Origin of the sequence: Psychrobacter lutiphocae DSM 21542 (genome assembly GCF_000382145.1) — a bacterium.
Taxonomy (GTDB): domain Bacteria; phylum Pseudomonadota; class Gammaproteobacteria; order Pseudomonadales; family Moraxellaceae; genus Psychrobacter; species Psychrobacter lutiphocae.
The window spans coordinates 1-24,992 of record NZ_KB907661.1; the positions used below are offsets into that span (position 1 = coordinate 1).

Consider the following 24,992-nt stretch of genomic DNA (forward strand, 5'->3'; position numbering starts at 1 on the left):
CCATCAAGGGTTCGTTAAGCATTTGGTAGCTGACTTTATCATTGTGAATAAAACGCCATAATGCTTGTGTTTGAGCGAAACTACTTTGATTATTAATGGTAGCTTTCATACCTGTGTGTAGATAACCATTTAGGTGTGTGTGATTACGTACGAGTTGTTGATATCGTTTAATGAGCCTCGTATCTAGCTCCATTTTCTCTATGCCATACTAATTTATTCTAACAGGTTTATGAGCTGTTACCAATTGTGTAGATACCTATGCTTTGAAAAAGGAAGGGAGTCAAACCTTGTACAAGTCGTCATTTGATGAACGATGTAGGCTGGCGTGGAGGAACGACACCCAGCGAATGTGGATTGTGATTTAATGTGTGGCGTAGGGTGGCGTTAGTGAGCGTAAATGCTCGCAGAGCATTTTAAGCGAGGGTAACCCACCAAAGAAGCCCTATTTTATAAGCTTTGATTTTATTAATAAAAATTGGTGGAGATGGCGGGAGTTGAACCCGCGTCCTGTTTATTTTCCCGTGGGTTTTTGCGTTGCGACACCCACGCTACACATCGGGCATTATCTAAAGTCCTCCTTTTTCAAAGGGAGACTTTCGCAGTGAGTGTGAATTGAAGGTGCGGTTTAGCCCTGATTGAAGCGGATATACTGGCTGGCAGAACGAGTTGCATGCGCTTGCGATGCGGTGGCTCACGAAGTAAGAGACAGCGCATCGCTTAGCAAATGCCTCAGTATGACGGGCAGATAGCAGCGAAAAGCAGGATGGGCTCCTGTTGTTTGTTGAGTTGTTTATTGGGTTGTTTGTTTGGTGATGTTGGTTGGGTAGTTTTTTGGGGTGTTTTATTGGCATGGATTTGTTGTAGACTGGTGCAATGATGGGTCGATGGGTGAGGATGTGATGGCAGGTGCGTTGTTGACTGAGGTGGTGTTGACTGAGGCGTTGTTGGCGAGTGTAGCGGCATATGCGCAGGCGCTACGGGGTCGGCGGGTGTGGTTGGCGTGTAGTGGTGGACGTGATTCGCTGAGTTTGGCGATTTTGTGTCGGCAGTTGTTTGATGCCGGTCGGTTGCCGTTTTTGCCTCAGCTGCTGCATGTCAATCATGGCATGCAAGAGGCGAATATGGCGTGGTCTCAGCAGGTGATGCGGTGGGCGCAGGCGCAGAATATGGCGTGTCAGGTGTTGACTTTGGATTTGCAGGATAAGAGTGAGCAAGGTGCTCGCAATGCCCGCTATGAGGCGATGTTGCAGGTGATGAACGCTGGGGATGTCTTAATGCTTGGGCACCATCAGGATGATCAGGTTGAGACGGTGTTGATGCGTCTGTTTACAGGCGCTGGGGTAACTGGGCTGGGTGGTATGCGGGCGTGGTCTATAAAAGGTGGTGCGGATAAGCAGGTGGTGCTGTGGCGTCCTTGGTTGGAGGTGTCACGGGCGCAGATTACGGCGTATGCACAGGCGCAACAGTTGGATTATATCGATGATCCGACGAATGTGATGGATGTAGACGCAGGTGCCTCTGTATTGGCTGAAGCACAGTTGCAGGATAGGGCGCAGATGAATGATAGGGCGTGGCTGCGTAGTGTGTTGATGCCTTGTGTGTTGCAGCGTTATCCGCAGGCGGCTGAAGCGATTGCGCGTAGCAGTCAGTTGCTGCAGGCAGCGGATAGTATTATTACAGATCAGGTGCAGTCGGATTTGGCAAGGGTGTTGGTGGATACGCAAACCACAGATCTTGAAGCCTGTTATTGGCAGTCTGTGTTGGATATTGAGCGTTTGTTGCGCCTGTCTTACCCACGTCAGTCTTCACTGATACATACGTGGCTGTCGCCTTTGCCAGAAGATTTGGCGCCGTCAAAGCGCTTGGTCGATGCGGTGTTGGCGTTAGCAGTACGTGACAATCCAGATCATCAAACCTGTTTGTATTGGGACAGTCGTGGTGAGCAGTATCATATTCGACGTTATCAACAACACTTATATCGGTTGAGTGTGGCGTGGGATGCGTGGCTGGATATTGAGCCGGTAACCCAAAGGTTGCAGTTTGATAGTTTTGAGCCAGATATCGACTTGAGTTTTGATGCAGGTGCTGGCTTTAATTGCGATGCAGATGATAGCTTAAAGTTGGACTTGCCTTCAAAGTATCATGTGTCGTTAAAAGCCAAAGATTTGGTATTTGACTGGCAACTACATGGTGTGCCACAGTTGATGGTGTTAATTCATGAGCAATTATCAAAGCTCACTGAGGAAATAAAGCAGGTTAAGGAGAGCAAGCAGGTTAAGGATACCAAGCAAGTAGATGATGAGAGTACACAAGCTAAATGTGATACAAATGCCTATCTAAAATTTGAGCCACTGCCACGACAGTTAAAGCTGGCGCTGGCTGGTCGTAGCGGGCGTAAAGCGGGTAAGAAGTTGCTACAAACCATCGGTCAACCCAGCTTTATGCGTGCTTCTGTGGTGCTGTGTTCTTTAGTGTTGGATACCAACCTACCTGTGGTGGTACTATTTTTGGTGACTACAAATAAGATAGTAGTGTTACAAAGCCCATTGGCAAAGCAGTTGCAACAGATGGTTGCCAGTCAGCAGTTAACTTGTGAGGTGTTTGAGCGGGTTTAGAGTGCTTTAATCAAGTAGGGGTTGTGGTACACTAATTGCCAGTTTCCAGTTTCCAGTTTCCAGTTTCAATAAAAATAATAGCGAACAATCAGCGAGGCAGTGAATGTCAGAGTTAATCGGAAAAAAAATCAGTTTTATTGGTGGTGGTAATATGGCGCAAGCCTTGATTAGTGGACTGCTTGGGCGTGGTGTAAAGCCCGCTGATATCACAGTGGCAGATCCTTCTGAGGCCATCAGAGGCAGTCTGATAGACAGACAGATTCAAACGGTTGATCCCACCGCCAATACAGACACAGACAATGCACACATTGCGGTGACAACTGCCGATGTGGTGGTGTTGGCCGTTAAGCCTCAGGTGATGAGCAAGGTGGTTGCTGACTTTGCTCCAGTATTGGATAAGCAGTTGGTCATCTCGGTGGCCGCTGGGCTGTCTACGCAAAGCCTAAGTCAGATGCTGGGCGGTTATCAAAATATTGTGCGCGCCATGCCCAATACGCCAGCGATGATTCAAAAGGGGGCGACTGGGCTGTATGCTAACACCAGTATTAGCGACTCAGATAAGCAGTTGGCGGCAAAACTGATGTCGGCAGCAGGTCTTATCAGCTGGGTGACAAATGAAGATCAGTTACATGCGGTCACCGCCGTGTCAGGCTCTGCGCCAGCTTACTTCTTTTATATGCTAGAAGCGATGATAGATGCTGGAGTCCGTATGGGACTGGATGAAAAGCAAGCAGCGGCTTTAACGATGCAAACTGCTTTGGGAGCGGCACAAATGGCCATTGCCAGTGATGAAACGCCAGCTGAGCTGCGCCGTAAAGTAACCTCACCAAATGGCACCACCCAAGCGGCGATTGAGTCGTTACAACAGCATGATTTTCATCAAATTATCGCACAGGCGATGCAGGCTTGTTATGAGCGTAGTGAGCAGATAAGCCAAGAGTTGGCACAATAAACGCAGTGGTTAAAAATTTGCTAAAACAGTGGGAAAATTAAGCCAAACCGATTATCCTATGAGTTAACTTTCGAATCATGTTTTGGGTTTGGTTTTTTTGTCTACTTATTTTATAGCCCTATGATTCATCCTTAAATTAGTAAGAGTGTGCTGAATGTCTAGTTCTTTTGTTCCATTATTTAACATGGTGATTAGTTTTGCCATGTTGCTTATCTTTATTCGCTTTATGTTGCAGTTTGCAGGGTTAGATCGCAGCAACCCTGCGGTAGCACCTGCTTATAAAGCCACAGGCATTGTCGATGTGTTTGGCCGTATCTTTCCGACCGTCGGTGATGGCCGTGTAAATTTGGCGGCCATTGTGCTGTTATTTATCTTAAAGCTGATAGATTTGTCCGGCAACTCTGCTTTGGGCGCACATGGGTATCCGGCTCATGGCTATACGCCAGTGCATTTATTTTTTGAGGGCAGTTTGGCTTTAATTTTAAGTTTTTTAAGTGTGGCGCGTTATTTGATTATTGGTTCTATTATTATCAGCTGGATTGTGGTGTTGACTCAAAAGATGCATCCCATCTTTGATATTATTGTTCAGATGGCAGAGCCGATACTGGCACCGTTTCGCCGGATTACGCCAAACTTAGGTATGCTTGATTTATCGCCTATTGTGGCTATTTTTGGGTTGTTATTAATCCAGATTTTTGTCAAAATTATTGCGCAAAACTTATTGCCTATGTTGGGATAATGCGTTTAATTTTGGAAAAAATGCAAATCAGGCTTGCAAACTGGTTTTGGTTTGCTATAATACACGCCCACAACATGAGGTAAATGATCTTAGTAATCTTACTCTCATTTGTGTATTTTAGCAGTTACGGTGAAGTGGGTGAGTGGCTGAAACCGCACCCCTGCTAAGGGTGTATACGTTAACGCGTATCGAGGGTTCGAATCCCTCCTTCACCGCCATTTATTTTGATGTTTTATTTTAATCGATAAAAAGTTAAAAAAGATATTGACAGCTAAAAAAATATGGTTATAATAGCCATCCTGTTAACGCCAACTTATTTAAGTTTAGGCTGATAAGTTAAGTTGATAGAAAATAGTTAGATCATTGTTGACAAGACAATATGCGCCTGTAGCTCAGTTGGATAGAGCACTTGGCTACGAACTAAGGGGTCGGGAGTTCGAATCTCTCCAGGCGCACCATTTACCGACATATCAAATTAATCGCCCATGTTTGGCGATTTTTTTATGTCTGTTTTTTGACTTTTTTATTTAATCTTCCTTTCTAATTCTATCTACTCTCATCTAGTCTTCTCTTTACCTCTCATATTTTCTTTTCTTATACCTTCTGCTCTTTACTCCACTCTGGCTTATATTGGTTAAGCTAACCTCTTTTGACTAAAACTTAGCCGATAGATAACGGTTATGCTCCAGATGCTAAAATAAGCTACAATACGGTGCTTACTTTATTACGTACTTATCAAACTTAGGTTGTCTGTATTCATATGTCTAAAAATAAGTTATCACCACGTCCGACAGCAAAGCCAAACACCGCTCGTAAACAGTTACGCCCAACTGGTATTGAAGGGGTTCATATTTCTGGTGAGCCTGAGATTGCTAAAGCGGGGGTGCGGATGATTGCCATTGTCTATGATGGGATGCTGATTTTGGCCTTATTATTTTTGGTGGGTACGGTGTTGACGGTGCTTGGCACCTTGATGACGATGGAAACTGGAGTTACTTCAGATCAGGCACAAACCTTGCCTCGCTGGTATCAAAATTTGGTGTTAACACCGGCTTTTGTATTAACCTTGATAGGTTTTTATGGGCTGTTTTGGCGACGTGCAGGTCAGACGTTAGGGATGCAAACGTGGCGGTTAAAGACGGTAGACAGCCAAGGGCAACTGCTGACGTGGGCAAAGACCATTAAGCGTATTTTGGCCGCCTGTTTGGTGCCTGTGGTGTGCGGTATGATAGGTTATGCGTTACACGGCTCACGCTGGGCAATGCTGTTCAGTGCTTTTTTTGGGTTAATGTTTAACTATGTGTTTTGTCTTTTTAATCGCGGTGGCTTGGCCGTACACGATATGCTGTCAGGGACAGTGACATTAAAAATGCCAAAAATTCACCATGAGGGACTGCTTAAGTCATTGCGAAAAAAAAAGCGTCACAAGTCATAGCAGTTAAGCATAAACATAGCGGTTAAGCATCAAGATAACAAATTGTAAGTAATAACTGTTTGCCCTTTAAATCGTTTTTTCTTACCTCATATCTTATAGTTGAAGTAGAGTAGAGAATTCATATTAAACTCATACTAAACTAAAACTCATATTAAAAACAAAGAGGGCAATGCAATGACGACTTATACCAAAGTACTTGAACCAATTAATATGGGTGGCCAGCAGTTCAAAAATAGAATATTTATGGCGCCACTTACTCGCTTGCGCGCTATTGAGCCATCTGATATGCCTAATATTTTGGCTACTGAATACTACTCACAGCGTGCAGGGGCTGGCTTAGTAATCGCTGAAGCCACACAAGTATCGGCGCAAGCAAAAGGCTATGCAGGTGCGCCAGGTTTGCACAATGAAGAGCAGATGGCTGCGTGGAAAGTCATTGTCGATGCGGTTCATGCTAAAGGTGGTAAAATTGTGGTGCAACTGTGGCATACAGGCTTGGTATCGCATAACAGCTTACAGCCAGAAGGGCTGGCCCCAATTTCAGCTTCGGCGATTAAGGTTGGTGTGCGCACTAGTTTGCGAGATGGTTTAGGCCATCCTATACGGGTTGACAGCACCACACCACGTGCAGCCAGCATTGAAGAAATTCAGCAAGTAGTGGCAGATTTTGCACAAGCGACTAGGTATGCCAAACAAGCGGGGTTTGATGGTATCGAAATCCATGCTGCTCATGGATATTTATTGCATCAATTTTGGGCTGAGCATACCAACCAGCGTACTGATAATTATGGTGGTAGCTGTGACAACCGTGCCCGCTTGATGCTAGAAGTCATTGAAGCGTGTGTGAAGGCTTGGGATAAAGACCATGTCGGGATTCGTATTTCTCCATTAGGCAGCTTTAATAATGTCGATGGCGGCTATAATGAAGAGGAGGCGGTGTGGTTAATTGAGCAAATCAACAAGCATGGCTTAATGTATTTGCATTTATCTGAGCCAGACTGGGCAGGCGGTCAGCCTTATTCTACTGAGTTTAGACAAAAAATACGTCAGGCTTTTGATAATAGCATTATCGCAGCGGGTGGTTATACGCCAGAAAAAGCAGAGAAGCTAATTTCAGAAGGCTTGATTGATGCGGTGGCCTTTGGACGTGATTATATTGCTAACCCTGATTTGGCGCAGCGTATTGCCAAAGGGGCGGCGTTAAACGAACAGCGCCCTCAGTCTTTTTATGGTGGCGGTGCGGTCGGTTATATAGACTATCCTTTTATGGATTAATAACTAACACCTTTTCTGAAAAATAACCTATCTTTGTCAAACTCGCTAAATCTACTACTTGTAGCGTTTGCACTCGTTTTCCTCGATATCTTAATTTTCAGATTTGGTATAATGAATTCACAGAAAAAACAATTTTAAATATAAAAATGCCCCACTAATATTTTTAGCAGGGCATTTTTTATTTGCTCAGGCTGTGTAACTGGTTTTTTTATTGACTGTTTTAGGTTGTTTTTATTGACTGTTTTAACAGCTGTTTTGTGACTATTTTTCTAGTGATTATGCACGATATAAAAGGCGATAAAAACCATATAGTCCCTAGAAATATGGTGGTTTAATTTTATTTACTAGGAGCGTGTAGCTCAAAGTAGCGCATTAAGCCATTGAGCAGTAAGTTCTCTCGAATATGAATCGGATGCGTTAAATGCTGCGCCAATATTGGCGCATCACCTCCAGTTAAGGTGAATTCGTAATTTGGATTATGCCTAGCTATTTCATTAATAGCGCCCACAATCGACAGCAAAATTCCTCTGTGTACTGCAGCTGAGGTGGTGGTGCCAGGGCTAATACTGCTAAAAGTACCTTGGCTAATACTAATTTGCTTGGTGCCAGAAAACAGCGCTTCACGTTGCAAATAAATATTAGGGAAAATATAGCCACCCAGATGATGTGCATGATCTGCTAAGTCAATGGTCACCGCTGTACCACAGCCAATAATACATTGGCGCTTATTGCGATCTACCGCTCCTAAGATTTGCAACCAGCGATCTACGCCCAATTGGGTGGCATCATAATCACTGGTTAACAGCGTATGGCAGGCATCGACATGCACAAACTCAAAAGGAATGTCTAAAGTAGCCAACGTCTGCGCCACCTGAGCATTGACCTTTTCACCCAGCACAGAGGAAACGCCGATAAATTCGGGCGCCAAATTAGCAAAGCGGTCAGCAAAGCCAATTAACAGTTCAGCCGGCGCTTGTAGGTGCTGCTTGGCATCACTAGTGATGATTTGTCCCACGTCATCGGTTAGCCAGTATTTAAGGCGGGTATTGCCTAAGTCTAGCCATAGGTTTGCCATAAATACTCCTTGTGTTGGCTAAGCGGCTGCTGTTAGTGAATTAAGCTGGGTGTTTAGCTGAGTGTTTAATAGGAAGTTTAATTAGTGAACAAGTCTGTAAGTAATTCAATGCTCAAGTGACTAAACCAATAAATTAGGCGGCTAGATTAGCGTTCACTTAAATCACGTGCGACAAGTTTTTTTAGCTCTTCAGGTGATGACCATAAGCCTTCTAAGTCATAAAACTCACGTGCTTGCTTGGTCATAATATGTACGACTACACCGCCCAAATCGACCAATGTCCAGTCGCTGTCTTTTTCACCTTCACGGCCAAGCGGCATAAATCCTGATTTTTTGGCAATCGCACCAAGTTGGTCAGCTTGAGCATTGACATGGCGCTTGGATGTGCCTTCAGCAATGACCATATACTCCATTACATCGGTTAGGTCTGCGACGTTTAGGACGGTGATGTTTTTTGCTTTTACATCAGCCAGTGCTTCTTGCACCATGGTTAAGCATTGTTGTAAACGTTCATCTGTCATTGGGGTGTTGTGTTGTGAGTCTATGGTCATGGTTATCCTATCAGGTTGTTTATGTGTCAATTAGTTTGTAAGTAAATCGGTTTATTAAATCAGCTAATTGATTAATCAGTAAATCAACCAGCAAGTTTATTTGGTTTATTAACAAAAGTTAAGTATTCGTTTGAGTCAGGTATTTGAAATATCAGAGTTATATATAGTAGAGTTGTATAAAGGCGTGAGATGCGATTTATGTTTTTTCAATGCAAAACCCCTGATATTGCAACGCCATATCAGCTTTGTGCATACAAATTGTTTTTCATGATATACGAATATACAGGCGCTGGCAAAGTAGTTTTTGCAACATCATGATCATCGTCAATAATTGCTTGGCGTATAGCAGTACTTGAAATAGGTGCAACGCTTGTTGAATCTATGTATATGCGTCCTTTATGCTCAGTTTTCAAGTCATTTATTGAATCTGTCACTTGCGCTCTTAATCGCTCTGGCAGTAGCTCAATAATTTGCTGTTTATATTGTAAATTATCTCGTGGAAAGATCCATAAATGAGCAAATTGCGTCAATTTATCACCCTCACGCCATTTGGATAGGTTGGCAATATTATCAGCACCAACAATAAAAATAAGACTGGCCTCAGGATGCTGAGTACGTAGGGTGCTCAGAGTGTCTATGGTGTAGGTTGGCGGTATCTGCCATATTTCTGCTTCACAGATGCCAATAGTGGGTGGCGATGCGGTTGTTTTGTTGTCAGCTTTTTTGTGTTGTTGGTTGTGTATGTGTTGTTGGCTATGTTGCGGACGGTCTCGTAGGCCACTTTGTTTAAGATATGATGGACTGTGATGATAAAAATCAGTAATTGCTAAGGTCAGCATGTTAAGCCTGTGTTCAGGATTACTGCTGTTTTGTTTTAGTGGTGAGCGTGATGCAGGCATCAAGTAAGCGTTAATAGACGCTTTATTTAGCAAGGTAGACTGTTGGTGTTTTGAGTATGTTTCTGACTGATTTAACTGACTTAAAGTAGGGGTGTTTGATGCCAAGCTTTGAACAACATGAGTAAGCATGGTTAAATGACTGTTATGTACTGGATCAAATGATCCGCCCAGATAAATATATATCGGCAATGCCTGTGTGTTTGCAGATGTCTTTGATTGAGTTTTCTTGTCAGTCATCATTGATTGGCTTATTTTTTATCAGAGTCAGAGTTAGCGAAAAATAAAAAGAAAGGCAATAGCATAACTCATAATCCATAAAAATAGCCAACGCAGGGTTGGCTATTTGTTTAACGGTTGTTTTAGTATGAGACGGTTACACGTCTATATATTACACGTCTATACGTCAGAGCTGCTGGCCTGAATCGCTGTCAATGCAATGGTATACACAATGTCATCAACCAAAGCACCACGAGATAGGTCGTTCACAGGCTTGTTTAAGCCTTGTAGCATAGGGCCAACACTCACCACATTGGCACTGCGCTGTACGGCTTTATACGTGGTGTTACCTGTATTTAAGTCAGGGAAGATAAAGACGTTGGCTTGACCAGCAACAGGTGAGTCTGGCGCTTTTTGCTTACCGACACTCAGCACTGATGCGGCGTCATATTGTAATGGGCCGTCAACTAATAAGTCTGGGGCACGCTCACGCACAACTTGGGTCGCTTGTTTGACTTTTTCAACATCATCTCCTGTACCTGAAGCACCAGTTGAGTAGCTGATCATAGCTACTTTTGGTTCAATGCCAAAGGCTTTTGCTGATGCAGCAGATTGAATAGCAATTTCAGCCAACTGTTCAGCATTTGGATCTGGGTTAATCGCACAGTCACCATAGACCACCACTTGTTCGGGTAGTAGCATAAAGAAAATAGACGATACCAGTGAGTATTGAGGTGCCGTTTTAATTAACTGGAAGGCTGGGCGTACGGTATTGGCCGTTGTGTGGATTGCACCAGATACTAGACCATCGACTTCATCTAAGTACAGCATGGTGGTTCCGAGAACAACAGTATCTTCTAGTTCTTTGGCAGCCTGTTCTTCGGTTGCTTTGCCTTTGCGACGCTCAACAAATGCCTTGATGTACTTATCCAGATTGAGTTGACTTGGATCTATGATCTCGATGTCCTCTGGTAAGGTGACGCCACGGTCTTTGGCGACTTCTGCAATTTTATCTGCATTACCTAGCAAGACACATTTAGCAATACCACGTTTTTGACAGATGGTAGCCGCTTCAATAGTGCGAGGTTCTTCACCTTCTGGCAACACAACACGCATTTTGGCACCTTGCGCTTTTCTAACCACTTGATTACGGAAAGCAGAAGGTGATAAGCGTGGTTTATAGTCACGGCCAACATAGTTTTTTAACCAATCCACATCAAGATGGGCAGCGACAAAGCCAGTAACTGCTTCTGCACGTTCGATGTCATCTTTTGGAATTTCATTACTTAAGTTGGTGAGATTGGTGACGGTTTCAAAGCTATTAGTTGCCACGCTCATGATCGGTAGCCCTGCTTTTAGGGCTGGCTGGCATAGCTCAAACACGGTGTCATTAGGGACAATGTCACCGGTTAATACAATACCTGCCATTTCGATGTTATTAACTGCTGCCATGGCGCTGGCCAATAATAAGTCATCACGATCACCAGGGGTAACGATTAGAGTGCCTTTGCTAAAGACTTCACCCACACGTGAAATAGTGCGTGCAGTTAGGCTGGTGTTTAACACTCGGCGCTTTTTGGCAGCGCCTTCGTTAAGCCAGTTGGCGTGTAGCCCTTGACCGATATCCCAAGTGCGGGGGACTGATAAGCTATTACTAAAGGGGATAACGCCAATGACATGAAATGCATCGGTAGCAAACTTTGGTGAATGTGACTGCATGGCTTGGATAAAGCTTGAGTCTAGAGTTACTTTGGCCTCGCCAGGTGAAATATGGTGAGCATCTGGATCTGCTGTTATATTTTTAGCGCGCATTAAGATGCTGCCTAGCGTACGCTCAGAAGATAGACCTCCAAAAATACGGGCATAACCGTCAATTTTTTCGGCCAGTTGTTTTGGATTGTCCAAGTCTGCTACGCTGACAAAAATAACCTTAGCATCTAGTGCGATTGCCAGTGCATAGTTCATTTGTGATGCGTAGTTGGCTTCTTCTGTTGGCACCAAGCCTTCACAGATAACAAGGCTGTTGGTATCTGCGACAGCATTTTGGATATTACTAACCACTTCTTCCATCAGATCGTCAGTGTTACCTGAGTTCATCATGCGCTCTAAGCGATCACGTGGAATGGAATCGGGTGGATTAAGCCCAAATACTTGTTTGGCAAGTTCGCTTGAGCTGTCTAATGTTTGTTGCGCATCATGGGAGTCATCTTGCAAAAATGGCTTACTAAAGTTGGCTTGGATGCCGATAGAGTCTAATGCCTTAATCAAGCCAAGAGCGGCAGAAGTTAAGCCAACGCTTCGACCGGTAGGCACCAGTAAGATAGTTTGCATAAAGCAGTCCTTATTTATTAAAAGTTATTTGTTTTATCGTTTTTTTATTATGTTACAGGCCTAAAACCTTTCTGGTTTCTTGAGCAATTTGGAACTCTTCATCGGTTGGAATTACCCATAGCTCATAGCGGCTGTTTTCAGTATGGAAGCTACCTTCGCCACCACCAAATAAAGCATCGTTTTTGCTGCTATCAATCTCAACATCAAAGTGACGCATCACATCAAGGATACGGGTGCGGATAGTTGCCGAGTTTTCACCAATACCGCCAGAGAAGACAATACCGGTTAAATCAGGTAGGGCACAAGAAAGTGACGCTAAGTATTTACCAGCACGATAGCAGAACATCTCGACCGCCAGTTGCGCATCTTTTTGATGTGGATGAGAGTCATTATTGGCGATGGCCTCGACTGTACGCATATCATTTGAAACGCCAGAGACACCCAATAGCCCACTTTCTTTGTTCAAAATGGTATCAATTTCTTCTAGGTTTAGACCTAAAGTACGTTTTAGGTGAATATGTAGGCTTGGGTCAACATCACCACAGCGTGTACCCATCATCAATCCTTCTAATGGCGTAAGTCCCATACTGGTATCTAAGCTTTCACCATTATAAACAGCAGTTGCTGAGCTGCCATTACCTAAGTGGGCAACCAGCCAGCCATGTGGGCCTTCCGCTTTGGTTAACTTGCTGGCACGTTCTGATAAGTAAGCGTGTGATGTACCGTGGAAACCATAACGGCGAATGAAGTCTGTTTCATACATCTCTTTTGGAATGGCGTAGCGGAATGCTTTTGGTGGCATGGTTTGGTGGAAGGCAGTATCAAATACGACCACTTGTGGTAGATCTGGGTGAATCGCTTGTACTGCTTCAATACCTGTGGCGTTAGCAGGGTTGTGTAATGGTGCTAATGCTTTTAGGCGCTTGACCTCTTCAATGACATGCGGGGTGACTTTTTCTGCTGTGCTAAACTCACGACCGCCATGTACCACACGGTGACCTACCGCAATCGGTGATTGATCGCCAAGTAGCTCCATGATTTTTACTAAGGCAGCTTTATGGTTAGCACCTGGAATGTGTACGTCAGTTTTAGTGCCATCCAGTGATTTATGAACAATATGGGCATCGTCTAATCCTAAGTTTTCTGCAAGCCCAGTTATGCGGTGTTGATTGTCTTCACTAATTAGCGCGTATTTAATAGAAGAAGAGCCACAGTTAACGACTAAGGTAGGTTTGGTGATGATAGTATCGCTCATGTTGTATCCTTACAGTAGATAAATGAAAAATAAAAAAATATAGCGCCCTAAGCTGTATTGGTTTTTTGTGCTATTTTATAAATAGCTTATAGCTTTAACACGCATTAAGCCTATAAGTGAATTCATATCCATAATGCAGCAGTAGCCCTAAAGCAAGCACATTCTGTGTTTATTTTGGTTAGAGTGCTAGTGTATTTGGCTTTAATAGTGCTGAATTATGAGTGAACGCCTATAAGCTCAATATCTAAGTATAGCTTAGATTTATTGGAAAAACAGCGATTAAGTAGTTAAAAGTGAAAACTTCGTTTAATGAAAATGCTTTTTTTAAAAAAGCATTTAGGCAAAATTTAAGAAGTTTGTTACCATAGCAAACCACTTAGTTATCTGTCATCATATCTTACTTTGACGTTGCAACTCTAAGTTTGACCTTATATAGGATGTCATTTATGTCAAACCTTTATTACCTTGCCAAGCCTGTTGCCAAGGCTGATATAGCCAACACAAGCTCAGTCCGCAGCAACAAGTTAATGTGTGCCATCAAACGCTGGCGTGTCGCTTTGTTAATGGCAGTTTTTATTGCGCTAGTATCATTGACAGGCTGTGGTCAAAGTGGCGATTTGTATTTGGCAAAAGATGCACCGAGTAACACAGATTTTATTTTATATAAAGGTAACAAGTCAGAGGATGCCAAAGCTGCTTTAGAGTACGATCAAAAACAGATCGAAGCTGCAGCTGCAGAAGATCCTGCTGATTACTAGAGCAGGTTCTAGTGCTTTTGTAACAACAAAATCCCTTGTTTTATCACATTATTTCACTTAACTTATAGAGGTCTGTTGAGCATTCGTCTTTGTAGGAAGAATTTAGCCTATTTTTTCGTGTAAAAACAGGTGCACGAAAATGAAATTGTTTTTAAACACATATGTGGTGAATGTTCAACAGATACTAGCCTCGCTAATTTAATACCCAGAATTTGGATACCCCAATACTATGACTATGAGTAATACAACACAGTCCGCCATCGAATATACCGAAGATGGATTACGCATTGAGCCTGAAGCCTTTGTCAAACAACTGCCTAACCTAAGCTATCAACAAGGCGTCTTAACCATTGAGGCCGTCAGTGCCGATGACCTAGTCAAGCACTATGGTACACCTTTATATGTCTATTCTAAGCAGACTATCTTAGATGCCTATCACGCTTATAGTGACAGCTTTGCGGCCATTGAGCATCAAGTGTGTTACGCAGTTAAAGCCAACTCAAATTTAGCAGTATTAAAGGTATTAGCACAAGCAGGCGCTGGGTTTGATTTGGTATCTGCTGGTGAGTTAGCTCGAGTGCTAGCTGTGGGCGCTGACCCAAGTAAAGTGGTGTTCTCTGGTGTTGGTAAAACTGCTGCTGAACTAAAAGCAGCATTGCAAGCAGGCATTGGTTGCTTTAATGTCGAATCGTTAAGCGAGCTAGATACGCTCAATACAGTTGCTGCTAAGTTGGGTGTGCAAGCGCCAATTTCGATTCGTGTCAATCCAGATGTCGATGCCAAAACTCATCCATATATTTCAACTGGATTAAAAGATAACAAATTTGGCATCAGTCATGATGTTGCAGTAGCGGCTTATCAGCATGCACAGCAATTGGAGCACTTAAACATTGTCGGTATCGACTGTCATATTGGCTCACAGTTAACAGAAATAGATCCCTTTGTTGCTGCTTTAGATAAAGTGATTGAGCTGATTGAAGCGTTGAAACATGTGGGTATTGAGCTTGAACATGTGGACTTAGGCGGTGGTTTGGGTGTGCTATATATTGATGAAGAGGTAGCGAAAGTCAGTGAGTTTGCCGCAGCTTTATTACCTAAGCTGCAACAGTTAGGGTTAAAGGTCTTGTTTGAGCCAGGGCGTAGTATTGTGGCTAATGCTGGAATTTTATTGACTAAAGCTGAAGTATTAAAGCCAACTAAGCACAAAAACTTTGCTATTGTTGATGCGGCGATGAATGACTTAATTCGTCCAGCCCTGTATCAGGCACAAATGGCGGTGATCCCTACGCATAGTCAGTCGTATGCCAATGCCCATACAAGCGCAGATGATAAACCAAACGAGAAAAGCTGGGATATTGTTGGTGCTGTTTGTGAAACTGGAGACTTTTTGGCCAAACAACGTTTATTATCACTTGCAGTAGGTGACGTGCTAGCAATAACAGGTGCAGGGGCTTATGGCTTTGTGATGAGTAGCAACTACAACTCGCGTCCACGCCCAGCAGAGGTCATGGTGGCTGCTGACAAACATCAGGTGGTACGTCAACGTGAAAAGATAGAACAGTTATATGAATTAGAGTCTGTATTTGAAGGCTAGATGTTGCCTGAGTTAATGATGGGTCGTTAATTAAATATATTAAATCTGTAACAACTATTGATAAAATGAATTAAAGCCTGCATTTAATATGCAGGCTTTTTTATTTTAAACTTATAGCAGTTTTGTATCAGGATATGGTTAAAATTTTTGGTTTAACACACACCAGGAATTATCATTGTTACAAACCACATGGTAAGATAAGACATAACTAAAATCTAAGGAACAGAGTAATATGCTAATTGAATTTACAAAAATGCACGGTCTAGGCAATGATTTTATGGTAATTGACCTAGTTACCCAGCGCTTGGACTTAACACCAGAACTTATCTCATTATTGGCAGATCGCAACTTGGGCATAGGCTTTGACCAACTGTTGGTGGTTGAGCCGCCAATGCGTCCAGATGTCGATTTTCGCTATCGTATCTTTAACTCAGATGGTAGTGAAGTCGAGCAGTGCGGTAACGGTGCCCGCTGTTTTGCCCGTTTTGTACAAGCACGTAAGCTGTCATTTAAGCAGCGTATTCGGGTCGAAACCAAATCTGGCATATTAACCTTAGCCACGGATAATTATGGCTGGGTTGAGGTAGATATGGGCAAGCCTCGCTTTGAGCCTGCTGAGATTCCTTTTACCCCAAAAGCCATTACCAAAATTCAAAATGCTTATCATCTAGATGTTGATGGCACCCCAGTACAGCTGTATGTAGCCAATATGGGTAATCCGCATGCTGTCATCAAGGTTGATGATATTTTGACCGCAGATGTTGAAAAGCTAGGTAAAGCCATTGAATCTCATCCAGCTTTCCCAGAGCGGGTCAATGTCGGCTTTATGCAAGTGATGAATCAGCGTCATATTCGCTTGCGTGTCTATGAGCGTGGGGTGGGTGAGACGCAAGCTTGTGGCACTGGCGCATGTGCGGCAGTCGCAACCGGTATTCGTGAAGGCTGGCTGGATGAAGGGGAGGATATTCGAGCGCAGCTGTATGGTGGTAGCTTATTGATTCGCTGGTCACCTGGTTATTCTGTGATGATGACCGGCCCAACAGCTTTTGTTTATGAAGGGGTGTTTAGCCCAGATGGCCTGATGGCGCAAGCGGGTATCAAGCCTAATCAAACAGCGTAAATAACGGCTATGGCAATGCAAGCAAGCACACAGCAGCAAGATAATGAGCAACTGGACGATGAGCAGCAACCACTAGAACTCAGTGCTGAAATGCAAGCGCTATTATTGCCAGTGGAGCAGTGGCTGTCTCAGTTGGCGGTGCGTCAGTTATCTAAGCATACCCTGGCGGCGTATCATGCCGCTTTATACCAGTTGGCGTGCTTTTTGGAAGGGCGTAATTTAATCTGGACCCGCTGTGATAAACGTCAGTTGTCCAACTTTATTGCCCAGCGCCTTGATGTTGATGCGCTGGCCATCTCAAGCGTGCAGCAAGAGCTGTCTGCGATTCGCCATTTTTATGGCTGGTTGATTGAGCAGGGGCAGGCACGGATTAACCCCACCACAGGCTATCAGTTAAAGCGCACGCCAAGGCCTTTGCCCAATATTGCCGATGGGGATTTGATTGTGCAACTGCTTGAGCAGCCTATGCCAGAGATGCCTGAGCAAGCACGGCTATGGATACGTGACAAAGCCATGTTTGAGCTTTTATACAGCAGTGGCTTGCGGGTAGGTGAGCTGGTTGGGCTCAATGTGGCTGACTTACGAATTGATGCCAGTGGCGAGCGTGGCGAGGTTCGTGTGCAAGGTAAGGGTAATAAAACCCGCTTGGTACCTGTGGGTCGCCAAGCGCTCAAAGCCATTACCACTTATTTGCCACATCGCTATTTGTGGGAGGAGCAGGGCGATACGGCATTATTTATTAGTGAAAAGCTGGGTACTCGCTTGACCACGCGTGCGGTACAGCAGCGGCTTAAAGTGGCGGCAGCGCGGGCAGGTATTGCGCAAAATATGTATCCGCATTTGCTGCGCCACTGTTTTGCCTCGCATATGTTATCTGGTAGTGGTGACTTACGGGCAGTACAAGAGATGCTGGGGCACAGTGATATTAGTACCACTCAGATTTATACCCATGTAGACTTTGCACGCTTAACCCAAGTATATGATAAAGCACATCCTCGCGCAGTGCATGGTCCTGTGGTAGATGTTTTTGATCGTATCGATAAAAAATAGGATCTGTACTTATAAGCTAAAGCTAGGATATTTTTAGTATAAAATAAGTCTATTGTAGATTGTGTATACAACATCTTAAAGCTCACAAGGCTAGAGCTTTTAGCTCGGCAAAATATAATCAAATCTTGCATGAAAAGTGTTGAGTTAATAAAGCAGTAGCCTGAGTAGGAGTTGAGATTAAGGTTGTATGGGTATGCTAACTTTAAGCCAAACGATGACAGTGAATTAATGGCATGTTCTGACGCCATAATTGCTGCTGTGAGCGATCAAAATCTGCGCTAATGAGTTCAAAGTTCTCAGTTATTTCGGTGCGCTTGGTGCTCGACACAAGCTCACCATTGGCATTGGTGATACTGCTGTGTCCCCAAGTGTCTCGGCTGCCGTGCTGAGTATAATGAGTACCACCTTGAGCCGCACCAACCACCATGCATTGTGAGTCTAACGCACGTGCTTGTAGCAGCAGTTGCCAGTGTGCCTTGCCGGTCTGATAGGTAAAGGCGGACGGGGCGGTCAGGATATCAGCACCAGCTTGGCGTAAGCGCTGAGCCAATGCCGGAAAGCGTAAGTCAAAGCACACCATCATCCCAATCGATATAACCCCAGAGCCAGCAGCCTGAGCTGTACTATTGCTCATACCGATTAAGTTACCAATATCGCACTGGGCGACAACTGTGGTATTACCAGCCTCAAACGTGCGTCCTTCATCATAACTGCCTGTGCTATCGGCCACTTGCGCTCGGAATAAGTGAATCTTGTCATAACGGGCAAGACGCTTGCCATCTGGGGCAAATATTTGGCTCACTTGCCGCAACTTATTATCTGCCACAGACTTGCCGTCTGGACGATAAGGGCAAGGCAAGGTACCAGCGACAATAAACATCTGATGTTGAAATGCCAACTGGCCATACCAGCTTGAAATCTCATCAAAGCGTTCGCTAAGTTCTTGCTGTCCGCCCATGCGACACGCATTTTCAGGTAGGACTAATAGATGTATGCCTTGATGCTTGGCTTGTCCAGCGGCATGTGCGATGCTAGCTAAGTTGGCATCAATATCATATTGACTGTTGAGTTGAACACATCCAATGGTTGCTAAAGTCATTTTTACTCTTGTTGTTTTACCCAGTTTTAGTTTACGCTATCTTAAAGTTACTTTTGTTACCAGTTGCTCTTTTTTGTAATATATACCTCACTCTCAACTCTTTCTCTCAACCCTTTACAAGTCATCAGCCTACATTGGATTGTAATAAGTTGAGAGTGGGATAATATATAGTTGGCTTATCGCTTTAGATTATCATGTTGGTTTTAGATTATCATGTTAGTTGGCTTCTAGCCATAGGTGAAGGCGTAATAATAAATGATAAGATAAAATAAGAAGTGACTTGTGTAGGCTGATAAATAGGTATTGGTCTGCAAGCAGATCAAACAAAATAAAAATAATTAGGATTTAACAACCCCCCTATGATGAGCTCTTCATTTAACTTAGGACTGAACCTATCAACATCACAAAAACTTACGCCACAAATGCAACAAGCCATCAAGCTTTTGCAGTTGTCGAGCCTCGAACTTGCACAGGAAGTTCAAAATAAGATCGACAACAATCCATTACTAGAGAGAGATGACGATGATGAGTTGGATACAGTCAGCTTAGATAATATAGCAGATAAAGACGCTCTAACAGAAGTTGCGACCTTAGATCAAGAGACAAGCTTGGTTGATGATCCGTTAGGTGAGTTGACAATAGATACCGAGTGGGAAGATATTTACATTCATAGTGCGGGTACTGGATTGGCACGTCCTGATAGCGAGCAAATGACAGATTATCAAGGTACGACAGCAACTAGCCTACAAGACCATATACGTTGGCAGCTTAATTTAAGCCACTTGTCTGAGAGTGAGGCTATGATAGCTGATTATCTGATTGATGCGATGGATGACAGTGGGTTTATCCAGTTAGATACCGCAGAATTAAAAGCCAATTTTGATGAGATGGCCAGCTTTTATAACTGGAAAAATCAGATTGAGTTGTCTCAGATAGATAGGGTTATCTCATTGATTCAAAATTGCGAACCACTAGGTGTTGGTGCACGTAACTTAGCAGAGTGTTTACAGATACAGCTCAAGGCTTTAGATGTTAATGGTTTAGATGCTGATAAAGTAGCATATCGTGATAAAGCCCTGCGTTTGTTAGAAGCACACGAGTTATTGGTCAGCAATCATATCAAGCAGCTGTTACAACAAACTGGATTAAGACGAACTGATATCGCACCTTGTTTGGCGTTAATTCGCACCTTGAATGCTGCTCCTGGGCTTAGCTTTGTTAATACTCAGCCAGAATATAACGCTGCGCCTGAGGTGTATGATATACCAGATGTTATTGTTCAATTACAGCAAGATGCTACTGGTAAAGAAAGTACTTGGAAGGTATCACTCAATCCAGAAACCTTGCCTAAACTTAGGGTAAATAAAGAGTATGCTAGCTTGATAAAGCGTGGCGATAATAGTCCAGATAATGTTTATTTGCGTGATAATTTAATCGATGCCCGCTTATTTATCCGTAGTATTGAAGAGCGTAATCAAAACTTGTTAAAGGTTGCTACCTGTATAGTTGAACGACAGCAACAGTTTTTGATCAAAGGCGCCACTGCTATGCAGCCACTTATTTTAAAAGAAGTGGCTGATGCGGTGGGGTTGCATGAGTCTACCGTATCGCGATTAACTACTAGCAAGAGCATATTAACACCGCAAGGGTTGTTTTCATTAAAACACTTTTTTTCATCACACGTCTCAGGGGCTGATGGTAATGTATCAGCAACTGCAATTAGCGCCATGATTGCTGAACTTATTGAACAGGAAAATCCCAAAAAACCGCTATCAGATAGTGTCATTGCTCAGCATTTACAGCAACAAGGGATTGAGGTGGCACGTAGAACGGTGGCAAAGTATCGTGAGGCGATGGGCATCAGCGCATCAACTCAGCGTAAAGTGAAGTTTTAGACCTGCCGACTATTGTATTTAGACTCGCTCATTTTTTATTAGATTTACTGACTATGAGAATGCTCGCATCAGGTACAGGATAGACAATAGACACAGTAGATAGACATATTATCTAATTTAAAAATAAAAAATTTCAGATTATATAGGATTTAGATGCAAAGACATATGTTAATTACATTAAATTACAATAAACCTGCTTGTATAAATCTAAGTTTCATGTCAAATTAAAGATGTCCCAACAAAAGTAAGCAGATAAATCTACATAAGCCTATGATAGGTACTTGATTGCTTTAGTATTATTCTGTATAGGCTAAATGGAGTCTATATGGGGTAAGTTAAGCAAGCAAAAACATAATAGATGAGCACTGCAAGCTTGCAATCTAATTGGATGATAGGGAAAGCTAGTAAGAGAGCTAATAAGGATATTTGCTTTCAATAGCTATTAACTAATTCTCAACAGTGTTGGTGACAAAAAGCTTAGTGGGTTTTATTTTTAATCGTTAATTAATCAACAATAGCCGTTGTAATTTTCATTATAAGTTGTAATTTTCATTATAAATAATAAAAAGCCATCTTGAGTTAGCATTTGCTACTCAAACTTAATAAAAAGGATGTAAGTACTATGAACATTTCAATCAGTGGCCACCATATTACAATTACCGATGCAATGAAAGATATGGTGATGGATAAGCTATCAAAAGTTGAACGTCACTTTGATCAAATCCAAAGTATTCAAGTTATTTTATCTTTGAATAACGGTACCAAAAACCATAAAGCAGAAGCCATTATGCGCGTTGCCGGTCAAGAAATGTTTGTCCAGTCTTATGATGATGATATGTATAAAGCCATTCATGATATGGCAGATAAACTAGATCGTCAGATCCGAAAATATAAAACTCGTCAAGATCGTCAAACACGTGGGTCAAAACGTAGAGAGCCGTATATAGGTACAGATAGTGCTGGAGATGATGCATTGGCGTTTTAGTGAAGCATCAATTATTAATACCTTTTTCTGAAAAATAACCTATCTTTGTCAAACTCGCTAAACCTACTATTTGTAGCGTTTGCACTCGTTGTAGCGTTTGCACTTGTTTTCCTCGATATCTTAATTTTCAGATTTGGTATAATATAAAAAAGCCCTTGCTAAATTAGCAGGGGCTTTTTGCTGGAGTCGGCTTAATGGCTGTTTGGATTTTAATCGTATTTGCTTAGGGGGTTGTATAGAATTGATAAATATCACTGACAGAGACTATTTTTAGTCCATTTAAATATCATTGTGCGGATGAAAGACACACTCTAGAAGGATCCTCACAGTATTAACCACCACCAACAGCCTGTACTACCTCTATCACCATACCTTCTTGAGTTGGCATCGCTGCAAGCTCTGATTTTGGGATCAGATCACCATTGATCTCAACTGCATAGCGTCCTTGGGTTAAGTTTAAGTCATCTAGCACAGGTTTTACTGTGGTTTGTTCGGTTTGTATTTGTTCTCCATTGATCTTTAAGTTATACATAGCTCTCCCTCTTTTATGTAAATTAAAAAGAAAACAGTTAATGAGTTAGGCGTTGTTAATGATATATACTATTTAATTAGCAGTGTTTTTAACAGCGGAAAATGCCAGCCAGAGCCAACCGATAACCATTAAACTACCGCCAATCGGAGTAATGGCACCAAGCCAGCGTGGCGCACCAAGGGTCATAGCATACAAGGTAGTTGCAAAAATAAGGATACCAATCTGTATTAGCCAAGCGGCGATAGATTTAATAAGCCCTTGTTGTATTAGATAGCCTATCGCTAGTAATCCTAAGCCATGGTAAAAGTAGTATTGTGTGGCAGTTTGCCACCATGCCATTTGTTCTGGTGAAGCGAAGGCTTTGATGCCATGCGCACCAAAGGCGCCAAGTGCTACGGCAAGCGCCAGATTAATGGCGGCAATCGCAATCCAATTCATATTATGCCAATCCTCTGTTTAGCTGTTTAGGGTAAGGTAGTGCAATTTCGTTTGGCTGTTTACTGTTTAGTTATTAAGGCTATATGCCATCTTCATTGGGCATAATCACACTATCGATGCTCATAGCCTCACGTATTTTATCCATTGCATTTTTTTCGATTTGGCGTACTCGCTCGGCAGAGATGTTATATACAGCGGCCAGCTCATGTAGAGTTGACTTTTGTTCTGATAACCAGCGTTGCTCAACGATATCACGTGAGCGATCATCTAGAGTATCCATGGCATGCATTAAGGCATTGGTATTATTTTCTTCCCAGTCTGCATCCTCCACCACCTCAGCAGGATCTACACCATCTTCCAAAAACAACTGCGGTGCATAATGACCTTCCTCATCATCTCCAGTTTGTGCTTCAAATGATGCGTCATAGGAAGTAAGGCGTGACTCCATCTCAAGTACTTGCTTGCGTGTGACATTGAGATCAGCAGCGATGGCATCAGCTTCTTCTAAGGTCAATTGGTTGTTGGTTTTTTTGAGACTGCGTAGGTTGAAGAATAGCTTGCGGTGCGCTTTGGTGGTTGCGACTTTGACAATACGCCAGTTGCGAATCACAAACTCATGAATCTCAGCTTTAATCCAATGTACGGCAAAAGAGACTAAGCGCACCCCTTTATTGGGATCAAAGCGTTTTACTGCCTTCATTAGTCCTAGGTTGCCTTCTTGAATTAAGTCGGCTTGAGGTAGACCATAGCCAGAGTAGCTACGTGCGATATGGATCACAAAGCGTAAGTGCGACATCACTAAGATACGAGCTGCTTCAACATCTCCTTCGTCATAATAACGATGCGCTAGCTCTTTTTCTTGCTCTGGAGTCAGAATAGGAATCTGATGAACCGAATTCATATAAGCGCCTAGGTTAATACCAGGAGCTGATAGGTTGACTGGCATCGCTGGCACCAAGTCACGAGTGTTCGTATTGGGATAGTCACTGACCCACTGCTGTACTTCAGGCTCACTTTTGGACTCGGCTTTTGCTTTTGTTTCTGATTTAGCCTTTAAGGAGCTACTTGCTTTAGATGACTCACTGACCGTTTTGGTTGCAGCTTGTTTAGGAGCGTTTTTGCTAGAAGCCTTCGTCTTAGTGGCAGCTTTTGTTGTTTCTTCGACACCCACATCAATAGACTCAAGTTCAGCGGCCGGTGCTGCTTGTTTGGAGTGTGGGGTATCCTTGTTTTTTGCTTTCAGTTTATTTTGTTTAGAATTAGCCATATCTTGACCTTAAAAGTAATCTTTTTATTGAATTCTATTGTAAAGGATAGTACCCACTAGTTACCATTGGTTTTGGTAATGATGAGGTGAAAGATTGTATCGAGTTTTTCTAAACTATTGGTTGCATTCGATGGAGTATCCGTATTTATCACTAATGTTAACCCTGCTTGCTGACAAAATGCAGCCAAATCAATCTGAGAGTTCGGGTCTGTCGCTAGGATATAAAGACTATCACCTTCATTCATAGTACGCAGTGTCACTTTGGCCTTTAATAGCGGCATGGGACAGGCCAGTCCACGGCCATCGACTAAGGCAGTGAGGTTAATATCTTCTGTTAAGGTCTCTAGCTGAGATTGCTTTGTTGCTGTCAACTGTTGTAGGCTGTGAGTGGCTAGTCTTTTTTGCTCTATGTCAGGTAAGTTAATATGTATCATAAGTTACAGTGTCATTAATTAAAGTTTAAAAATTAAAGGTTAAAAAGCAGCTAAATTATGGTTTCAATTGTATATATAAGCCATTTCCATGTTTGACTTCCTCCCCTCACTAAACCGAAGGTATACCTTCCGCAAGACGGTCAAGCCCGACCGCAAGAATGTTTTTACTGGCGTTGATTTCTCTATCATGTCATGTGCCACACTTAGCACACCTCCATTCTCTTATCCCAAGACCTGCTCTACCTTTCGGACTACTATCGCTTATTTTGCCACAGTGTGAGCAAGTCTGGGTGGTGTAACGTTTATTTACTATCTCAAGCGTATTAATTTGATATAGAGACAGGTTGTAGCTATCCCATAGGTCAATAACTAATACCAAATCTGAAAATTAAGTTATTGAGAAAACAAGTGCAAACGTTACAAGTAGTAGGTTTAGCGAGCTTGATAAAGATAGGTTATTTTTCAGAAAAAGTATAA

At 42.8% G+C, this 24,992-nt stretch carries 21 protein-coding genes, 2 tRNA genes and 1 pseudogene; 13 read left to right on the plus strand and 11 right to left on the minus strand.

What is annotated here, in order from left to right; genetic code table 11:
• Window positions 1-884: 884 nt before the first annotated feature.
• The 7 genes from tilS to nemA all read left to right on the plus strand — a co-directional run bounded on the left by tilS (window position 885) and on the right by nemA (window position 7,016).
• Entirely contained in the window at window positions 885-2,615 is a 1,731-nt protein-coding gene (gene tilS, locus H140_RS0111780) for a tRNA lysidine(34) synthetase TilS (protein ID WP_019673862.1), read from the plus strand.
• A gap of 103 nt (window positions 2,616-2,718) precedes the next feature.
• Window positions 2,719-3,567, plus strand: a complete 849-nt coding sequence (gene proC, locus H140_RS0111785) for a pyrroline-5-carboxylate reductase (RefSeq protein ID WP_019673863.1) — start codon at window positions 2,719-2,721, stop codon at window positions 3,565-3,567.
• A gap of 154 nt (window positions 3,568-3,721) precedes the next feature.
• On the plus strand, window positions 3,722-4,306 hold the full coding sequence (locus H140_RS0111790; RefSeq protein WP_019673864.1) for a YggT family protein: 585 nt from the start codon (window positions 3,722-3,724) through the stop codon (window positions 4,304-4,306).
• A 128-nt stretch (window positions 4,307-4,434) separates the two neighbouring features.
• A tRNA-Ser gene (locus H140_RS0111795) sits at window positions 4,435-4,524 on the plus strand.
• Between the two features lie 163 nt (window positions 4,525-4,687).
• A tRNA-Arg gene (locus tag H140_RS0111800) sits at window positions 4,688-4,764 on the plus strand.
• Between the two features lie 302 nt (window positions 4,765-5,066).
• Window positions 5,067-5,741 (plus strand): RDD family protein, encoded by a 675-nt coding sequence (locus H140_RS0111805; RefSeq protein ID WP_019673865.1) that lies wholly within the window; start codon window positions 5,067-5,069, stop codon window positions 5,739-5,741.
• Window positions 5,742-5,915: 174 nt separating this feature from the next.
• Window positions 5,916-7,016, plus strand: a complete 1,101-nt coding sequence (gene nemA / locus H140_RS0111810; RefSeq protein ID WP_019673866.1) for an alkene reductase — start codon at window positions 5,916-5,918, stop codon at window positions 7,014-7,016.
• Window positions 7,017-7,353: 337 nt separating this feature from the next.
• Here the strand turns inward: nemA and H140_RS0111815 are convergent, their stop codons facing one another.
• The 5 genes from H140_RS0111815 to H140_RS0111835 all read right to left on the minus strand — a co-directional run bounded on the left by H140_RS0111815 (window position 7,354) and on the right by H140_RS0111835 (window position 13,343).
• Window positions 7,354-8,091, minus strand: a complete 738-nt coding sequence (locus H140_RS0111815) for a pantothenate kinase (RefSeq protein ID WP_019673867.1) — start codon at window positions 8,089-8,091, stop codon at window positions 7,354-7,356.
• Window positions 8,092-8,237: 146 nt separating this feature from the next.
• A complete protein-coding gene (rsfS, locus tag H140_RS0111820; protein WP_019673868.1) occupies window positions 8,238-8,642 on the minus strand; it encodes a ribosome silencing factor in 405 nt (134 codons plus the stop codon).
• A 239-nt stretch (window positions 8,643-8,881) separates the two neighbouring features.
• Window positions 8,882-9,781, minus strand: a complete 900-nt coding sequence (locus tag H140_RS0111825; protein WP_019673869.1) for a nicotinate-nicotinamide nucleotide adenylyltransferase — start codon at window positions 9,779-9,781, stop codon at window positions 8,882-8,884.
• A gap of 156 nt (window positions 9,782-9,937) precedes the next feature.
• A complete protein-coding gene (pta, locus tag H140_RS0111830; protein WP_019673870.1) occupies window positions 9,938-12,088 on the minus strand; it encodes a phosphate acetyltransferase in 2,151 nt (716 codons plus the stop codon).
• Between the two features lie 52 nt (window positions 12,089-12,140).
• Window positions 12,141-13,343: an acetate/propionate family kinase gene (locus H140_RS0111835; protein ID WP_019673871.1), complete on the minus strand. Its 1,203-nt coding sequence runs from the start codon at window positions 13,341-13,343 to the stop codon at window positions 12,141-12,143.
• A 446-nt stretch (window positions 13,344-13,789) separates the two neighbouring features.
• Between H140_RS0111835 and lptM the strand changes: the two genes are divergently transcribed.
• The 4 genes from lptM to H140_RS14615 all read left to right on the plus strand — a co-directional run bounded on the left by lptM (window position 13,790) and on the right by H140_RS14615 (window position 17,865).
• On the plus strand, window positions 13,790-14,101 hold the full coding sequence (gene lptM / locus H140_RS0111840; RefSeq protein ID WP_019673872.1) for an LPS translocon maturation chaperone LptM: 312 nt from the start codon (window positions 13,790-13,792) through the stop codon (window positions 14,099-14,101).
• Between the two features lie 229 nt (window positions 14,102-14,330).
• Window positions 14,331-15,695 carry a diaminopimelate decarboxylase gene (gene lysA, locus H140_RS0111845; RefSeq protein WP_019673873.1) on the plus strand — a complete coding sequence of 455 codons (1,365 nt, stop codon included), beginning with the start codon at window positions 14,331-14,333 and terminating at the stop codon, window positions 15,693-15,695.
• A gap of 232 nt (window positions 15,696-15,927) precedes the next feature.
• The gene (dapF, locus tag H140_RS0111850) at window positions 15,928-16,815 is read left to right on the plus strand and encodes a diaminopimelate epimerase (RefSeq protein ID WP_019673874.1); all 888 of its coding nucleotides are present in this window, start codon (window positions 15,928-15,930) and stop codon (window positions 16,813-16,815) included.
• A gap of 15 nt (window positions 16,816-16,830) precedes the next feature.
• Window positions 16,831-17,865: a tyrosine recombinase XerC gene (locus H140_RS14615; RefSeq protein WP_019673875.1), complete on the plus strand. Its 1,035-nt coding sequence runs from the start codon at window positions 16,831-16,833 to the stop codon at window positions 17,863-17,865.
• A 202-nt stretch (window positions 17,866-18,067) separates the two neighbouring features.
• Here H140_RS14615 and H140_RS0111860 read toward each other — a convergent pair whose 3' ends face one another.
• Window positions 18,068-18,964 (minus strand): nitrilase-related carbon-nitrogen hydrolase, encoded by an 897-nt coding sequence (locus tag H140_RS0111860; protein WP_019673876.1) that lies wholly within the window; start codon window positions 18,962-18,964, stop codon window positions 18,068-18,070.
• A gap of 362 nt (window positions 18,965-19,326) precedes the next feature.
• Here H140_RS0111860 and rpoN point away from each other — a divergent pair, with 362 nt between their 5' ends.
• Window positions 19,327-20,859 carry an RNA polymerase factor sigma-54 gene (gene rpoN, locus H140_RS0111865; protein WP_019673877.1) on the plus strand — a complete coding sequence of 511 codons (1,533 nt, stop codon included), beginning with the start codon at window positions 19,327-19,329 and terminating at the stop codon, window positions 20,857-20,859.
• A 622-nt stretch (window positions 20,860-21,481) separates the two neighbouring features.
• Window positions 21,482-21,844 carry a ribosome hibernation-promoting factor, HPF/YfiA family gene (gene hpf, locus H140_RS0111870; RefSeq protein WP_019673878.1) on the plus strand — a complete coding sequence of 121 codons (363 nt, stop codon included), beginning with the start codon at window positions 21,482-21,484 and terminating at the stop codon, window positions 21,842-21,844.
• Window positions 21,845-22,175: 331 nt separating this feature from the next.
• On the opposite strand, the gene thiS is transcribed toward hpf, so the two are convergent.
• The 5 genes and pseudogenes from thiS to H140_RS15635 form a co-directional block, all read right to left on the minus strand.
• Window positions 22,176-22,376 carry a sulfur carrier protein ThiS gene (thiS, locus tag H140_RS0111875; RefSeq protein ID WP_019673879.1) on the minus strand — a complete coding sequence of 67 codons (201 nt, stop codon included), beginning with the start codon at window positions 22,374-22,376 and terminating at the stop codon, window positions 22,176-22,178.
• Between the two features lie 72 nt (window positions 22,377-22,448).
• The gene (locus tag H140_RS0111880; protein WP_019673880.1) at window positions 22,449-22,814 is read right to left on the minus strand and encodes a DUF423 domain-containing protein; all 366 of its coding nucleotides are present in this window, start codon (window positions 22,812-22,814) and stop codon (window positions 22,449-22,451) included.
• A 79-nt stretch (window positions 22,815-22,893) separates the two neighbouring features.
• On the minus strand, window positions 22,894-23,760 hold the full coding sequence (gene rpoH, locus H140_RS14620) for an RNA polymerase sigma factor RpoH (RefSeq protein WP_156819184.1): 867 nt from the start codon (window positions 23,758-23,760) through the stop codon (window positions 22,894-22,896).
• Between the two features lie 377 nt (window positions 23,761-24,137).
• Window positions 24,138-24,515 carry a sulfurtransferase TusA family protein gene (locus tag H140_RS0111890; RefSeq protein ID WP_019673882.1) on the minus strand — a complete coding sequence of 126 codons (378 nt, stop codon included), beginning with the start codon at window positions 24,513-24,515 and terminating at the stop codon, window positions 24,138-24,140.
• A 109-nt stretch (window positions 24,516-24,624) separates the two neighbouring features.
• Window positions 24,625-24,894 (minus strand): annotated as a pseudogene (locus tag H140_RS15635) (zinc ribbon domain-containing protein).
• Window positions 24,895-24,992 lie beyond the last annotated feature (98 nt).

Bases quoted from the DNA above. Each gene is read 5' to 3' on its own strand.
- tilS (WP_019673862.1), top strand. From the start codon at position 885: ATGGGTGAGGATGTGATGGCAGGTGCGTTGTTGACTGAGGTGGTGTTG.
- proC (WP_019673863.1), top strand. From the start codon at position 2,719: ATGTCAGAGTTAATCGGAAAAAAAATCAGTTTTATTGGTGGTGGTAAT.
- H140_RS0111790 (WP_019673864.1), top strand. From the start codon at position 3,722: ATGTCTAGTTCTTTTGTTCCATTATTTAACATGGTGATTAGTTTTGCC.
- H140_RS0111805 (WP_019673865.1), top strand. From the start codon at position 5,067: ATGTCTAAAAATAAGTTATCACCACGTCCGACAGCAAAGCCAAACACC.
- nemA (WP_019673866.1), top strand. From the start codon at position 5,916: ATGACGACTTATACCAAAGTACTTGAACCAATTAATATGGGTGGCCAG.
- H140_RS0111815 (WP_019673867.1), bottom strand. From the start codon at position 8,091: ATGGCAAACCTATGGCTAGACTTAGGCAATACCCGCCTTAAATACTGG.
- rsfS (WP_019673868.1), bottom strand. From the start codon at position 8,642: ATGACCATAGACTCACAACACAACACCCCAATGACAGATGAACGTTTA.
- H140_RS0111825 (WP_019673869.1), bottom strand. From the start codon at position 9,781: ATGATGACTGACAAGAAAACTCAATCAAAGACATCTGCAAACACACAG.
- pta (WP_019673870.1), bottom strand. From the start codon at position 12,088: ATGCAAACTATCTTACTGGTGCCTACCGGTCGAAGCGTTGGCTTAACT.
- H140_RS0111835 (WP_019673871.1), bottom strand. From the start codon at position 13,343: ATGAGCGATACTATCATCACCAAACCTACCTTAGTCGTTAACTGTGGC.
- lptM (WP_019673872.1), top strand. From the start codon at position 13,790: ATGTCAAACCTTTATTACCTTGCCAAGCCTGTTGCCAAGGCTGATATA.
- lysA (WP_019673873.1), top strand. From the start codon at position 14,331: ATGACTATGAGTAATACAACACAGTCCGCCATCGAATATACCGAAGAT.
- dapF (WP_019673874.1), top strand. From the start codon at position 15,928: ATGCTAATTGAATTTACAAAAATGCACGGTCTAGGCAATGATTTTATG.
- H140_RS14615 (WP_019673875.1), top strand. From the start codon at position 16,831: ATGCAAGCAAGCACACAGCAGCAAGATAATGAGCAACTGGACGATGAG.
- H140_RS0111860 (WP_019673876.1), bottom strand. From the start codon at position 18,964: ATGACTTTAGCAACCATTGGATGTGTTCAACTCAACAGTCAATATGAT.
- rpoN (WP_019673877.1), top strand. From the start codon at position 19,327: ATGAGCTCTTCATTTAACTTAGGACTGAACCTATCAACATCACAAAAA.
- hpf (WP_019673878.1), top strand. From the start codon at position 21,482: ATGAACATTTCAATCAGTGGCCACCATATTACAATTACCGATGCAATG.
- thiS (WP_019673879.1), bottom strand. From the start codon at position 22,376: ATGTATAACTTAAAGATCAATGGAGAACAAATACAAACCGAACAAACC.
- H140_RS0111880 (WP_019673880.1), bottom strand. From the start codon at position 22,814: ATGAATTGGATTGCGATTGCCGCCATTAATCTGGCGCTTGCCGTAGCA.
- rpoH (WP_156819184.1), bottom strand. From the start codon at position 23,760: ATGCCAGTCAACCTATCAGCTCCTGGTATTAACCTAGGCGCTTATATG.
- H140_RS0111890 (WP_019673882.1), bottom strand. From the start codon at position 24,515: ATGATACATATTAACTTACCTGACATAGAGCAAAAAAGACTAGCCACT.